14 protein-coding genes are annotated in these 13,405 nt (G+C 62.7%); 3 read left to right on the plus strand and 11 right to left on the minus strand.

The window, feature by feature from the left end:
• Positions 1-62: 62 nt before the first annotated feature.
• The 6 genes from cpaB to E7681_RS13585 all read right to left on the minus strand — a co-directional run bounded on the left by cpaB (position 63) and on the right by E7681_RS13585 (position 3,090).
• Positions 63-935, minus strand: a complete 873-nt coding sequence (gene cpaB / locus E7681_RS13560; protein ID WP_136339840.1) for a Flp pilus assembly protein CpaB — start codon at positions 933-935, stop codon at positions 63-65.
• 201 nt (positions 936-1,136) lie between these two features.
• Positions 1,137-1,331 carry a hypothetical protein gene (locus E7681_RS13565; protein WP_136339841.1) on the minus strand — a complete coding sequence of 65 codons (195 nt, stop codon included), beginning with the start codon at positions 1,329-1,331 and terminating at the stop codon, positions 1,137-1,139.
• A gap of 170 nt (positions 1,332-1,501) precedes the next feature.
• Entirely contained in the window at positions 1,502-1,696 is a 195-nt protein-coding gene (locus E7681_RS13570; protein ID WP_168733210.1) for a Flp family type IVb pilin, read from the minus strand.
• A 239-nt stretch (positions 1,697-1,935) separates the two neighbouring features.
• Positions 1,936-2,130, minus strand: coding sequence for a hypothetical protein (locus E7681_RS13575; protein WP_136339843.1), 195 nt, complete (start codon positions 2,128-2,130; stop codon positions 1,936-1,938).
• A gap of 278 nt (positions 2,131-2,408) precedes the next feature.
• The gene (locus E7681_RS13580) at positions 2,409-2,603 is read right to left on the minus strand and encodes a Flp family type IVb pilin (protein WP_136339844.1); all 195 of its coding nucleotides are present in this window, start codon (positions 2,601-2,603) and stop codon (positions 2,409-2,411) included.
• A 292-nt stretch (positions 2,604-2,895) separates the two neighbouring features.
• Positions 2,896-3,090, minus strand: coding sequence for a hypothetical protein (locus E7681_RS13585; RefSeq protein ID WP_136339843.1), 195 nt, complete (start codon positions 3,088-3,090; stop codon positions 2,896-2,898).
• A gap of 335 nt (positions 3,091-3,425) precedes the next feature.
• On the opposite strand from E7681_RS13585, the gene E7681_RS13590 reads away from it, so the two are divergent.
• Positions 3,426-4,259, plus strand: a complete 834-nt coding sequence (locus E7681_RS13590) for a lytic transglycosylase domain-containing protein (RefSeq protein WP_136339845.1) — start codon at positions 3,426-3,428, stop codon at positions 4,257-4,259.
• 58 nt (positions 4,260-4,317) lie between these two features.
• On the opposite strand, the gene E7681_RS13595 is transcribed toward E7681_RS13590, so the two are convergent.
• The 5 genes from E7681_RS13595 to tldD form a co-directional block, all read right to left on the minus strand.
• Positions 4,318-4,947: a 3-oxoacid CoA-transferase subunit B gene (locus E7681_RS13595; RefSeq protein ID WP_136339846.1), complete on the minus strand. Its 630-nt coding sequence runs from the start codon at positions 4,945-4,947 to the stop codon at positions 4,318-4,320.
• A 3-nt stretch (positions 4,948-4,950) separates the two neighbouring features.
• On the minus strand, positions 4,951-5,655 hold the full coding sequence (locus E7681_RS13600) for a CoA transferase subunit A (RefSeq protein WP_136339847.1): 705 nt from the start codon (positions 5,653-5,655) through the stop codon (positions 4,951-4,953).
• Positions 5,656-5,809: 154 nt separating this feature from the next.
• Complete coding sequence (gene topA / locus E7681_RS13605; protein ID WP_136339848.1) at positions 5,810-8,332, minus strand: type I DNA topoisomerase; 2,523 nt, start codon at positions 8,330-8,332, stop codon at positions 5,810-5,812.
• 114 nt (positions 8,333-8,446) lie between these two features.
• A complete protein-coding gene (gene dprA / locus E7681_RS13610) occupies positions 8,447-9,595 on the minus strand; it encodes a DNA-processing protein DprA (protein WP_136339849.1) in 1,149 nt (382 codons plus the stop codon).
• Between the two features lie 271 nt (positions 9,596-9,866).
• Complete coding sequence (gene tldD / locus E7681_RS13615; protein ID WP_136339850.1) at positions 9,867-11,288, minus strand: metalloprotease TldD; 1,422 nt, start codon at positions 11,286-11,288, stop codon at positions 9,867-9,869.
• A 196-nt stretch (positions 11,289-11,484) separates the two neighbouring features.
• Between tldD and coxB the strand changes: the two genes are divergently transcribed.
• Complete coding sequence (gene coxB / locus E7681_RS13620; RefSeq protein ID WP_136339851.1) at positions 11,485-12,387, plus strand: cytochrome c oxidase subunit II; 903 nt, start codon at positions 11,485-11,487, stop codon at positions 12,385-12,387.
• 79 nt (positions 12,388-12,466) lie between these two features.
• Positions 12,467-13,405 carry a heme o synthase gene (gene cyoE / locus E7681_RS13625; protein WP_136339852.1) on the plus strand — a complete coding sequence of 313 codons (939 nt, stop codon included), beginning with the start codon at positions 12,467-12,469 and terminating at the stop codon, positions 13,403-13,405.

The raw sequence follows: 13,405 nt of genomic DNA on the forward strand, positions 1-13,405 counted from the left end.
ACAACGGGGCGACCGATCGTTCGGCCGCCCCGTCGGGATAAAGGCTTGCGTGCCAAGGCAGATCAGTTGGTGCAGGGGATCGGGATCTGCACCACGTCCGAGCCGCGGCGGGTGCGGATCGTGCAGACCTGTTTCTGCTCTGCGACCTGCTCTTCGATGATCGGGGCCTTGTCTTCGATGCCCAGCAGGCTGCGCATGTCGACTTCGACGGCTTGCGCGACGCTGTCATCCTCGGCGCCGACAAGGGCCAGCGACAGACGACCGGTGGAGCTGGCCTGAGCCAGCGCAGCGACCTGTTGCGAATTGGCGGTGACGGTCACGGTGCGGGCAATCGAGGCCTCGGCGGTGTCGCCGTTTGCCGTCTGGTCGACCGCGATCAGCTGGATGTTCGGCTGGATCAGCTTGGTCACTTCGCGGCGCGAGTTCACGGTGGCGCCGGGGATTTCACCGGTCCAGTAGACATCGACCACATCACCCGGACGCAGGAAGCCCGACACGCCGGTGGCCACGTCGACCTTGATCGTGAAGGCGCGCATGCCGCGCTTCAGCCGCGAGGTCAGGCCGGCATCTTCGCCCGGCTCGGTGACCTTGATGGCCAGGACGGGCTCGTTCGGTTCCATTGCACGCAGCACAACGCGGCGCAGGTCGGGGTTCTTGGGGTCCGGAAACAGCGAGTCGGCGGTCTGGAACACGCCCTCGGGCAGGAATTTCTCGGGCCATTTGATCATGCGAACGTCTTCGGGTTTCAGCACTTCACCGTATTTCAGTGCTTTCTTGGCGACGATCACATCCACGGTCTGGACGATCTGTTCCTTGGCGGCGTTGGCCCGGGCCAGCTCGGTCTGGTAGCCCGAAATGTAATTTTTGGCCATGTAGACGGCAAAGCCCGCAAGGGCCAGGCCGGCGATCAGCACAAGTCCGAAAACTGCACGCATGTCGTTTCCTTTCGTATCTGCCCGCAAGTCACAATGCCTGCTTGCTCAGTCTGAAGTGCTAACAGTTGAATGTGGCGGAAAAATGCCCCGGCAGGGGCGGTTTGGCGACGTTCTGGAAACAAAAGAGCCGCGGCAGGATGCGCGCGGCTCTTCGTATGTCCTGGTCCGAGGCCGCTAGGGCGGCCCCGGCGCCTGGCTGGATTACGAACCGATCGTGGTCGATGCGTCAGCCGAGTTCAGGGCGGTGGTCATCTCGGTGGTCAGGCCCGAGGTCGAGGTTTCCACTGCGGTGAAGGCTGCAACGCCCAGGCCAACGACGGCTGCGGTCAGAACGACCCAGTCAACAGTCACGGCGCCGTTTTCGTCTTTGCGGAAGTTTTTGATGAACTTGATCATGGTGTAGGTCCCTTCGTTTGAATGTTGAACCGCCTCGCCGTTGCGGGCCTCTCTCACTTGCCCTGTCGCTGCGGTATGAGTGTAATTTGCCGGTGAATTCTGGCTGGAGTTGGGCAGGATCAGAACCATTTCGAGGAAATTCAGGTTCTTTTCCGTGCCGCTTTCGCCAATCAGCTGCCCAGCGTCGTGGTGGCGTCTGCCGAATCCAGTGCGGTCTGGGTGCGGCCGGTCACGGTGCCGACGGGGGCCTCGACCAGGGGAATGATCGCAATCACCAGCCCGATGATGCCAGCGGTGATGACGACCCAATCAATGGTGACGGCGCCTTCTTCGTCCTTGCGGAAGCTCTGTTTCAGTTTTTTCATCTCGGTGCCTTTCGCTGAAGCAAACTCGGTACTGGTCATCGGGGTCTGCGGTGCATGACCGGCAGGCAAAATATCCCTGCTCCGTGTCGAAAGGCGGACCCAATTGTGGCGAAACTTCATCCGTTAAAGACAATCCGACGGAGTTCTCGCACTTGCAAAAAGAGCCGCGGCGGGATGCGCGCGGCTCTTTTGTATGTCCTGGTCCGAGGCCGCTAGGGCGGCCCCGGCGCCTGGCTGGATTACGAACCGATCGTGGTCGATGCGTCAGCCGAGTTCAGGGCGGTGGTCATCTCGGTGGTCAGGCCCGAGGTCGAGGTTTCCACTGCGGTGAAGGCTGCAACGCCCAGGCCAACGACGGCTGCGGTCAGCACGACCCAGTCAACAGTCACGGCACCGTTTTCGTCTTTGCGGAAGTTGTTGATGAACTTGATCATGGTTTTAGTCCCTTCAGAAGATTTGAGTTTCAGTCTTTTTCCAACCTCGGCGGCGGTTTGCGTTGCCATCTCTCCTTGGCCCGCCGCCGTCTTGGTATGACCTTAATAAGCCACCGGATTCGGGCGAGAGTTGGGCGCGAATGGTACATTTCTGAAGAATTTCTTAATCTTATTTGCGGCTTGGATCTTATTTGTGGCCCAGGCCCGAAAACGGCCGCGCAAAAGAAAAAAGGCCGCTCGGTATCGAGCGGCCCCAGGAAAGCGTGTGCAAGGATGGCTTAGCTGTTGATCGTCGAGGTGGCGTCAACAGAATCCAGCGCGCTGGCGGTTTCCGTGGTCAGGCCCGAGGTCGAGGTCTCGATGGCTGCGGCACCGGCAACGCTGATGCCCACCACGGTTGCGGTCAGCACGACCCAATCGATGGTGACAGCGCCGTTTTCGTCTTTGCGGAATTTATTGATGAATTTCATCATGGTTCGGTCCTCGTTAAAGTTACAATCGTTACACTCACCGCTGGCGCAGCTTTCTTTGCGCCTCGAACTTGCGGTTCCATCACAATCTGCGGGTGAATCGGGGCGCAAATGTGGTCGGCTTGGTGCGTTTTTCAGAGAAAACGAAGAAACTTTTTGACGTGGTCAGAGCAGGGCCCAATGCGGGGTCAGCTGCTGCGAAATGCCAAAAAACAAAAGAGCCGCGGCAGGATGCGCGCGGCTCTTCGTATGTCCTGGTCCGAGGCCGCTAGGACGGCCCCGGCGCCTGGCTGGATTACGAACCGATCGTGGTCGATGCGTCAGCCGAGTTCAGGGCGGTGGTCATCTCGGTGGTCAGGCCCGAGGTCGAGGTTTCCACTGCGGTGAAGGCTGCAACGCCCAGGCCAACGACGGCTGCGGTCAGCACGACCCAGTCAACAGTCACGGCACCGTTTTCGTCTTTGCGGAAGTTGTTGATGAACTTGATCATGGTTTCATTCCTTTGAATGTAGGTTGCTCTGTGTCCCACCCCGGCGACTTCGGGCTGTCTCTCTCTGACCCGTTCCGTCGTGGCATGGTCATAATAAGCCACCCGATTGGGGCGAGAGTTTGGCGCGATTCCAGCAAAAAAATAGAAATTGAGGGAAAGTGAAAAATTCCAACTAAGCCAATGAAAATAAAAGATATAAAAGTGATATAGCCCTGCCGCCGTTGGGTGTTGGGGGGCGAATGTGGCGAAAACAACCTGATTTCGTACGTTCGTCATAGTTGTGCTGGCCGTAAGCCCTGTTTTTTGAGACACTAGAAAAAACAAACAGAGCAGGCATCTTCGTGAAATCCGGGCGATTGGGCGCATTTCTGGTGGTATTTCTGGCCGGGGCGGCTGTGGCCGAGTCCCCGCCGCCGTTCACGGATTTCACGTTCAAGCGGATCAAACCGCCCTCGAGCGGCGCCAAGAAGATCACCGTGCAGATCTCGCCCCAGGATTTCGCCGCGCAACGACCGGCCGCTGTGGTCGAGCCTGCGCCCAAGGTTACCCCGACGGCGGCCAGCGTCGCGCCTGTGCCGATGGCCTATGACTGGTTCTGGGAACAGGTCTCGCCCGAGTTGGCGGCCAGCGGGCCCGGGCGTCTGGAACCGGCGCTGGTGCGGCTGGCCAATCCGCCGGGCGGGGCCGGGATCGACGCGCCACGGTTGCAGACGCTGCTGGCCATCGCGAAAGACCGCAATGCCGATCTGTTGCTGAATACGGTGGGAACGGGCGTGTCCCCGGCGCTGGTGCTGGCGGTGATCGCGGTCGAGTCGGGCGGGCGCAAGGATGCCGTCAGCTCGGCCGGGGCGCAGGGCCTGATGCAGTTGATCCCGGCCACGGCTGAACGGTTCGGCGTCACCGATGCGCTTGACGCCGGGCAGAACATCAAGGGCGGTGTGGCCTATCTGGATTGGCTGCTGAAAGAGTTTGGGGGCGATCCGATTCTGGCCCTGGCGGCCTATAACGCGGGCGAAAACGCGGTGAAATCGCACGGCGGGGTGCCGCCCTTTGCCGAAACGCGGGCCTATGTGCCCAAGGTGCTGGCCGCCTTCGCCGCGGCGCGGGGGCTGTGCCGGACGCCGCCGCAGCTGGTCTCGGACGGGTGCGTGTTCAACCTTGGCAGCTGACATGAAAAAAGCCCGACCAAAATTGGCCGGGCTTTTACATCGTCGCTAAGGGTGGGCCTTAGCCGACGATGGTTGCTTCGGTAGCGGCGCGCAGCTCGGCCTCGGTCACGCCATCGGCGCATTCCACGATCTTCAGGCCACCCTCGACGACGTCCAGCACGCCCAGGTTGGTGATGATGCGGTCAACGACCGAGCGACCGGTCAGCGGCAGGGTGCATTCCTTCAGAACCTTGGAATCGCCGTGCTTGGAGGTGTGATCCATCACGACGACGACGCGGCCAACGCCGGCCACCAGGTCCATCGCGCCGCCCATGCCCTTGACCAGCTTGCCGGGAACCATCCAGTTCGCCAGATCGCCGGTTTCCGACACTTCCATGCCGCCCAGGATCGCCATGGCGATCTTGCCGCCGCGGATCATCGCGAACGAGGTGGCGCTGTCGAAATACGCGGTCTGGGGCAGTTCGGTGATGGTCTGCTTGCCAGCGTTGATCAGGTCGGCATCCTCTTCGCCCTCATAGGGGAAGGGGCCCATGCCCAGCATGCCGTTTTCCGACTGCAGGGTCACGTTGACGCCCTTGGGGATGTAGTTGGACACCAGCGTCGGAATCCCGATGCCGAGGTTCACATACCAGCCGTCTTGCAGTTCCTGTGCCGCGCGGGCGGCCATTTGGTTGCGGTCCCAAGCCATGGATCAAGCCTCCTCACGCTTGCGGGTGGTGCGCTGTTCGATGCGCTTTTCGTGCTGGCCCTGAATGATGCGGTGCACGTAGATGCCGGGCAGGTGGATCGAATCCGGGTCCAGCGAGCCGGTCGGCACGATTTCCTCGACCTCGACCACACAGATCTTGCCGCAGGTGGCGGCGGGGTGGTTGAAGTTGCGCGCGGTCTTGCGGAAGATCAGGTTGCCGGTTTCATCGGCTTTCCAGGCTTTCACGATCGACAGGTCGGCAAAGATGCCTTCCTCGAGGATGTAGTCCTGACCGTTCCAGTTTTTGACTTCCTTGCCCTCGGCGATCACGGTGCCCACACCGGTCTTGGTGTAGAAACCGGGGATGCCGGCACCGCCGGCGCGCATACGCTCGGCCAGGGTGCCTTGGGGGTTGAATTCCAGCTCCAGCTCGCCCGAGAGGTACTGGCGCATGAATTCCGCGTTCTCACCCACGTAGGAGGAGATCATTTTCTTCACCTGACGGGTCTGCAGCAGGATGCCGATGCCGAAATCGTCCACGCCCGCGTTGTTCGAGGCAAAGGTCAGGTCCTTCACGCCCGACTGCTTGATCGCTTCAAGCAGCAGTTCCGGAATACCGCACAGGCCAAAGCCCCCCGCGGCGATCAACATGCCGTCCTTCAGGACCCCGTCCAGGGCCTCGGCGGCGTTTGCGTAGACTTTCTTCATGGATGTCTCCCTCAAACCCAGTCTGATGGGCGCGGCGACTCGGGCACGCTTGCCCGAACGTCATCGACGCCAGCATGAGCAGGGGTTCTACGCGGTTAGACTACGTAGGCCAATACGTAGAAATACGAGAAAGCGCGGGAATCCCCGCGCCCGCTCATTTCTTCTTGGCCTTGCCCTTGGCGGGCTTCTTTTTCGCCGATTTCTCGGCGATCAGGGCCAGAGCCTGTTCCAGCGTGGCGTCCTCGGGTTTGACGTCCTTGGGCAGGGTGGCGTTGACCTTTTCCCATTTCACATAGGGGCCATAGCGCCCCTCCATGATCGAGATTGCGCCGCCATCGGGATGCTCGCCCAGTTCCTTGAGCGGTTTGGCTGCCGCAGCCCCGCCGCGCCCGCGACCGGGGTTGGCGCGCTTCTCGGCCAGCAGTTCGACGGCGCGGTTCATGCCGATCTCGAACACGTCGTTCGGGTCCTTGAGGTTGGCATAGACCGGCTTTGCCTCGTCGGGCAGCTGGTGCATCAGGTAGGGGCCGAAGCGGCCGAAATTCGCGGTGATCTGGCCGCCGTCCGGGTGCGCACCGATTTCGCGCGGCAGGGACAGCAGGGTCAGGGCCTTTTCCAGGTCCATGTCGTCCTTGCTCCAGCCTTTGGGCAGGGAGGCGCGGGGCGGTTTCTTGTTCTCGGGCGTGGGTTCGCCGCGCTGGACATACGGGCCGAAGCGGCCGGATTTCAGCCAGATCTCGTCGCCGGCATCTTCGCCCAGCACACGCTCGTCACCATCGGCACCTTCACCGGCGATGGGGCGCGTGTAGGTGCATTCGGGGTAGTTGCCGCAGCCGACAAACCCCCCGGTCCGCGAGGTTTTCAGGTGCAGCTTACCAGTGCCGCATTTCGGGCAGACGCGCGGGTCCGAGCCATCCTCGCGCGGCGGGTAGAGCTGGGGGGCCAGCGCCTCGTCCAGCACGTCCAGCACTTCGGTGATGCGCAGATCGCTGGTTTCGCCGATCGCGGCCGAGAAATCGCGCCAGAATCGGGCCAGCACGTCCTTGTAATCGCGGTCACCGGCGGACACGTCGTCCAGCTGTTCTTCAAGATCGGCGGTGAAATCGTATTCCACGTAGCGTTTGAAGAAGTTCATCAGGAACACGGTCACGATCCGGCCCTTGTCCTCGGGGAAGAGGCGGTTCTTGTCCTTGCGGACATATTCGCGGTCCTGGATCGTGGTGATCACCGACGCATAGGTCGAGGGGCGACCGATGCCCAGCTCTTCCATCTTCTTGACCAGCGTCGCCTCGGTGTAACGGGGCGGGGGCTGGGTGAAGTGCTGTTCAGGGCTTATCTGGCGTTTGTCGGCCTTTTCGCCCTGCATGATCTGGGGCAGGCGCTTGTCGTCATCGTCCATGACGCTGTCGTCGCGGCCTTCTTCGTAGACCGCAAGGAAGCCGTCGAACAGCACGACCTGGCCGGTGGCGCGCAGCTCGACCTGGCCATCGCGGCTGGCGATGTCGACGGTGGTGCGCTCCAGCCGGGCGGCTTCCATCTGGCACGAGATGGTGCGTTTCCAGATCAGATCATAGAGGCGACGCTGATCGGCATCCGTCAGTTTCAGCGCGGCGGCGTCCTTGGTCATGTCCGTCGGGCGGATACATTCGTGGGCTTCCTGCGCGTTCTTGGCCTTGTTCTTGTACATGCGCGGGCTGTCGGGGACATATTGGGCGCCGAACCGGTCCTTGATCGCGTCACGGGCCGCCATCACGGCCTCGGGCGCCATGTCGATGCCGTCGGTCCGCATATAGGTGATGTGGCCAGCCTCATAAAGGCGCTGCGCCGCGTTCATGCACTGCCGTGCGCCCATGCCGAACTTGCGGCTGGCCTCTTGCTGCAGGGTCGAGGTCATGAAGGGTGCCGCAGGGTTGCGGCTGGCAGGCTTGGCCTCGACCGATTTGACGGTCAGCTCGCGGCTGGTGATCGCCTGTACCGCCATTTCGGCCTGCGTTTGGTTCTCGATGCTGTACTTGTCCAGCTTGTCGCCGGCCAGCACGGTCAGGCGCGCCTCGTATTCCTGGCCGCGCGGGGTGCCCAGCAGGGCGCTGACCGACCAGTATTCGCGGGGGCGGAAGGCCTCGATCTCCATCTCGCGTTCGACGATCAGACGCAGGCAGACCGATTGCACCCGCCCGGCCGAGCGTGCGCCCGGCAGTTTGCGCCACAGCACGGGGCTGAGGTTGAAGCCCACCAGATAGTCCAGCGCGCGGCGCGCCAGATAGGCGTCGACCAGCGGCTGGTCGATGTCGCGCGGGTTTTTCATCGCCTCGGTGACGGCGGTTTTGGTGATCGCGTTGAACACCACGCGGCTGACGGCGGTGTCCTTCTTGATGGCGCGGCGCTTGCGCAGCGTCTCTTCGAGGTGCCAGCTGATCGCCTCTCCTTCGCGATCAGGGTCGGTGGCGAGGATCAGTGCGTTGTCGTCCTTCAGCGCGTCGGCGATGGCCTTGACGTGCTTGCGGCTGTCGACGCCGACCTCCCACTCCATCGCGAAATCATGCTCGGTATCGACCGAGCCGTCCTTGGCGGGCAGATCGCGGACGTGGCCGTAGGACGCCAGAACGGTGTAGTCGGACCCCAGATACTTGTTGATCGTCTTGGCTTTGGCCGGGGATTCGACAACGACTACTGGCATGAAAATTCCTTTCGACTCGCACCTCTGCGTATGGCGGCGGAAAATGTCGGTCGGAAAGGGTGTTTGTCAATGCGCCGTTGCAGGGTGCCTTGGTCGCACCTTTGGTGCGTAATTTTAAGGCACCAGCGCCAGCATACCACCAGGTTGGCGCTGGATGCGGCCATCCAGCTCCAGATCGGTCAGTACCGGAGAGACCGCAGCGGCCGGGCTGCCAAGGTCGCGGATCAGCTGATCCTCGGCGATGGGCGAGGGGCCCAGGCGGCGCAAAATCTGGCTGTGCAGGTTCGCCGTTTCCCGCAGCGTCCGCTTCTGACGCGGTGCCGGGGCGTCGCTGAGGTCGAAGCTGTGCTGCGTGGGTTTCGCGGTTTCGACGGGGGGCAGCGCCTCAAGAATATCCTCGGCATTGCGGACCAGACGCGCGCCGTCGCGGATCAGCATGTTGCACCCCGCCGCGCGGGCGTCGAAGGGGTGTCCCGGTACTGCCAACACCTCGCGCCCCTGATCCAGCGCATTGCGGGCGGTGATGAGGCTGCCCGATTTCGCCGCCGCCTCGACCACCACCAAGGCCTGCGCCAGGCCCGAGATAATGCGATTGCGGCGCGGGAAGTGGCGCGCTTGCGGGGGCATGCCGAAGGGTTGCTCGGACAGGCGGACACCCGTTTTGGTGATCGCTTCGGCAAGTTGTGCGTTTTCCGCAGGATACAGAACGTCGGCCCCACCGGCCATCACGGCAACGGTGCCGGTTTCCAGTGTGGCGGAATGGGCGGCGGCGTCGACGCCGCGCGCCAGCCCCGAAACGACGACATAGCCGTGGCTGGCCAGCTCTTGCGCCAACCCGCGCGCCATGCGGGTACCCAAGGACGACGCGTTGCGCGCGCCGGCGATCGCGATCATGGGGCGTTCCAGAATGGCGAGGTTACCGATCGCCCACAGCACCGGCGGCGCGTCAGAGATTTCGGCCAGTTGCGCCGGATAGCGGGCGTCGCCGGCGCAAATCATCTGGGCCCCAGCCGCGCGGGCGGACTTCATTTCGGCCCGTGCCAGGTTTTCGGGGCAGGGGGTGTAGTTGGTGACGCCCGCCGCGCGGGCAACTTCGGGCAGCGCCTCCAACGCGGCGGCGGCAGAACCGTGTTCGCCCATCAATCTGTAAAATGTCGCCGGACCAACCCGGTAAGAGCGCAAGAGGCGAAGCCACGACACCCGGTCATCTTCCGTGGTGGGTGGGAGTGGGGGGTGAGTGGAAGAATGATTTGTGTCGGTCATCGTCGCCTCGCCGTCTTGCAGAATCAGGTTTAGCTGCAAAGCGGTTAATGACGTGTAAACCGAAACGCGAGTTCAGCCTTTTGTTGTGAAAGAGGCTGGAGAAAACCAGCGCAGGGATAACCACTGAGCGCGGCGAATGTCAGCCCAAGGGGCATTGTCACCGTCCAGATCATGCCGAAGGTGGCGTGGATGAGCGCGCTAGCCAGCAGTCCCAGCGCATGCCCCCCAGTCCGGGGTTGCCGCTTGGGCGTTCGGATGTTGGGTCAATGGCTCATGCGGCGGCACCGCCGACGGTCAGGCCGCCGATCATCACGGTGGGTTGGCCGACGCCGACGGGCACCCATTGGCCGGCCTTGCCGCAATTACCCAGACCGGGATCCAGCGCCATGTCGTTGCCAAGGGCGCGGATCCGCTTCAGCGCGGTTGCGCCGTCGCCGATCAGGGTGGCTCCTTTGACGGGTGCGCCGATCTGGCCGTTTTTCACGCGGTACGCCTCGGTGCAGGAGAAGACGAACTTGCCGTTGGTCACATCCACCTGGCCGCCGCCAAAGCCCACCGCATAGATGCCGTCCTTCAGATCGGCTACGATATCTGCGGGGTTGGCGTCGCCGCCCATCATATATGTGTTGGTCATGCGCGGCATCGGCACGTGGGCATAGGATTCGCGGCGTCCGTTGCCGGTGGGTTGCACGCCCATCAGTCGGGCGTTCTGGCGGTCCTGCATGAAGCCGACAAGAATGCCGTCCTCGATCAGGACGTTCTTGCCCGAGGGCGTACCCTCGTCATCGAAACTGATCGAGCCGCGCCGGTCCGGAATCGTGCCGTCATCCAGCACGGTAACACCCTTGGAGGCGACCTGTTGGCCCATCAGTCCGGCGAAAACGGACGAGCCTTTGCGATTCGCGTCGCCCTCCAGCCCGTGGCCGATGGCCTCGTGCAGCAGGATGCCGGGCCATCCGGGGCCCAGGACCACGTCCATGACGCCAGCGGGGGCGGGCTCGGCATCCAAGTTGACCAGTGCGATGCGCAGCGCCTCGGATGCCTTGGCCTGCCAGTCCGCGGGGTCCAGAAGGCCGGCCAGGCCCACGCGCCCGCCGCCGCCCGCGGTGCCGGATTCGCGCCGACCGTTCTGTTCGACGATGACCGAGACGTTGACCCGTGTCATCGGGCGCACATCGCGCAGATGGGTACCTTCGGGGCGCAGGATCTCGACCTCTTGCAAAGAGGCCGTCACGGTCGCCGTCACCTGCACCACACGCGGGTCAAGCGCACGGGCGTAGGCGTCGATCTCGCGCAGGGTTTCGAGCTTCACCGAGAAAGAAGCGCCGCCGATCGGGTCTTCGTCGGTATAAAGGCGGCGGTTCGTGGCCTGCGGGGGCAGCGCCAATATGCCGCCGCCATCACCGACCGCCAGGCGGGCCGTAGCCACCGCGCGGCGCAGGGCAGATTCGGAAATTTCCGTGGAATGGGCGTATCCAGAGACTTCTCCGCTGACGGCGCGCAGGCCAAATCCCTCGGAGGCATCGTAACTGGCCGTTTTCACACGACCATCGTCGAACACGATCGCCTCAGAGCGGCGACGCTCCAGAAAAAGTTCTCCGTCTTCGGCCCCAAAAGTGGCCTCCCTCAACAAATCAAGGGCCTTGTCCGGGTCCAGTGCCTGCTCGAACGGGCGGAAAGGCGTATCGCTCATATCTGTTTTTCCTGTCTTTTCAGCGGCTGGAATTTGATCTAAATCAAAAAAAGCGTCCGTTTGCCGCAAGCACCATTGTTGTTCTGTGAAGGAGAATATGGTTTCTAGCGGCGACAAAACAACGGGTTTTGCCCCTGTCCGGTCCTGTCCGGGCGTCCGAATGAAAAACAAACACCTCAACCGATCAGGGTGACATATGAAACTGAACTCCAGCCTTCTGGCGGCAGCAGCAGCCTTTACCGCAGCCCCGGCTTTTGCTGCGGAAACCATTGGCAAGCCGCAACCCGGCCTTCTGGGCTTTCAGCCCGCCGCAACCGAACTGGCCCGTGACCTGCAATCGCTGGATCACCTGATCCTGGTTATCATCACCGCGATCACCCTGTTCGTGGTCGGCCTGATCGCCATCGTGATCGTGCGCTACAACCGCCGTGTGAACCCGAACCCGGCCAGCTTCACCCACAATTCCCCGCTGGAAGTGGCGTGGACGATCATCCCGATCGTGATTCTGGTGTTCATCGGTGCGTTCTCGCTGCCGGTTCTGTTCAAGCAGCAGGAAATCCCGGCTGGCGAAGTGCACATCAAGGTGACCGGCTACCAGTGGTACTGGGGCTACGAATACACCGACGAAGGTTTCGCCTTTGACAGCTACATGATCGGCCAACCCGCCACCATGGACGACGAAGACGAGAAAGCCGGCGCACAGGCCTACGTGAACAGCGACGCAATGCGCGCCAAGCTGAAGCGCATGGGCTACAACGAGGACGAGTTCCTGCTGGCCACCGACACTCAGGTCGTGATCCCCGTCAACAAGGTCGTCGTCATGGACGTGACCGGCGCCGACGTGATCCACTCGTGGACCATCCCCGCCTTTGGCGTGAAGCAGGACGCCGTTCCCGGCCGTATCGCCCAGCTGTGGTTCAAGGCCGAGAAAGAAGGCATCTACTTCGGTCAGTGCTCGGAGCTGTGCGGTAAGGACCACGCCTACATGCCGATCACCGTCAAGGTCGTCTCGGAAGCCGAATACGCCAAGTGGCTGAATGAAGCCAAAGAGCAGTATGCCGGCACCCCCGCCGCGCTGACCGTGGCTTCGGCTGACTAAACGGATCGGGGCGCGCTGATCGGCGCGTCCCTCCCTTTCCACCGATGGGCCGCGCCAGGTGCGCGGCAAAAGGCAGAAGATGAGCGACGCAAGCATCAACACTCAGGTCAATGGCGGCGAAGCGGGGTTCCGTGACTATTTCGCCCTGCTGAAACCGCGCGTGATGTCGTTGGTGGTGTTCACCGCGGCGGTCGGCCTGCTGGCCGCGCCCGGTGGCGTGCACCCCTTCGTGGCCTTCTGCGCCGTGCTGTTCATCGCCGTGGGCGGCGGTGCCTCGGGCGCGCTGAACATGTGGTGGGATGCCGATATCGACCAGGTGATGAAGCGCACCACCTCGCGCCCCATTCCCTCGGGCAAGGTGACCGGCCAAGAGGCGCTGGCCATCGGCCTGACCCTGTCGGTCTTCGCCTGCGTGATGCTGTGGCTGGCAACGAACATCGTTGCGGGCGCGCTGCTGGCCTTTACCATCTTCTTCTACGCCGTCGTCTACACGATCTGGCTGAAGCGCTGGACCCCCCAGAACATCGTGATCGGCGGTGCTGCGGGCGCGTTCCCCCCGATGATCGGCTGGGCGGCCGTCACCGGCGGCGTCAGCGTCGAATCCGTCCTGATGTTCATGCTGATCTTCATGTGGACCCCGCCGCACTTCTGGGCGCTGGCGCTGTTCATGAACTCGGACTACGAGAAAGCCGGCGTGCCGATGCTGACCGTGACCCACGGTCGCCGCGTCACCCGCAACCACATTCTGGTCTACACGATCCTGCTGGCCCCGCTGGCGATCGGCACTGCGTTCACCTCGATCGGTGGGCCGATCTACCTGACCGTGTCGGTCATCCTGAACGTCCTGTTCCTGCTGGGCGCGCTGAAGCTGTGGCGCCGTAACGAGGATCAGGCCCAGGTCGACAAGTACCGGCTGGAGAAGTCCTTCTTCGGGCTGTCGCTGATGTACCTGTTCCTGCATTTCGGCGCGATCCTGGCCGAAGCTGCCCTGAAACCCTATGGGCTGGGGGGCTGGTAA

Origin of the sequence: Thalassobius vesicularis (assembly GCF_004799325.1) — a bacterium.
GTDB classification, from domain to species: Bacteria; Pseudomonadota; Alphaproteobacteria; order Rhodobacterales; family Rhodobacteraceae; genus Thalassobius; species Thalassobius vesicularis.

Coding starts and splice junctions, on each gene's coding strand:
- cpaB (WP_136339840.1), bottom strand. CDS start 935: ATGCGTGCAGTTTTCGGACTTGTGCTGATCGCCGGCCTGGCCCTTGCG.
- E7681_RS13565 (WP_136339841.1), bottom strand. CDS start 1,331: ATGATCAAGTTCATCAAAAACTTCCGCAAAGACGAAAACGGCGCCGTG.
- E7681_RS13570 (WP_168733210.1), bottom strand. CDS start 1,696: ATGAAAAAACTGAAACAGAGCTTCCGCAAGGACGAAGAAGGCGCCGTC.
- E7681_RS13575 (WP_136339843.1), bottom strand. CDS start 2,130: ATGATCAAGTTCATCAACAACTTCCGCAAAGACGAAAACGGTGCCGTG.
- E7681_RS13580 (WP_136339844.1), bottom strand. CDS start 2,603: ATGATGAAATTCATCAATAAATTCCGCAAAGACGAAAACGGCGCTGTC.
- E7681_RS13585 (WP_136339843.1), bottom strand. CDS start 3,090: ATGATCAAGTTCATCAACAACTTCCGCAAAGACGAAAACGGTGCCGTG.
- E7681_RS13595 (WP_136339846.1), bottom strand. CDS start 4,947: ATGGCTTGGGACCGCAACCAAATGGCCGCCCGCGCGGCACAGGAACTG.
- E7681_RS13600 (WP_136339847.1), bottom strand. CDS start 5,655: ATGAAGAAAGTCTACGCAAACGCCGCCGAGGCCCTGGACGGGGTCCTG.
- topA (WP_136339848.1), bottom strand. CDS start 8,332: ATGCCAGTAGTCGTTGTCGAATCCCCGGCCAAAGCCAAGACGATCAAC.
- dprA (WP_136339849.1), bottom strand. CDS start 9,595: ATGACCGACACAAATCATTCTTCCACTCACCCCCCACTCCCACCCACC.
- tldD (WP_136339850.1), bottom strand. CDS start 11,288: ATGAGCGATACGCCTTTCCGCCCGTTCGAGCAGGCACTGGACCCGGAC.
- coxB (WP_136339851.1), top strand. CDS start 11,485: ATGAAACTGAACTCCAGCCTTCTGGCGGCAGCAGCAGCCTTTACCGCA.
- cyoE (WP_136339852.1), top strand. CDS start 12,467: ATGAGCGACGCAAGCATCAACACTCAGGTCAATGGCGGCGAAGCGGGG.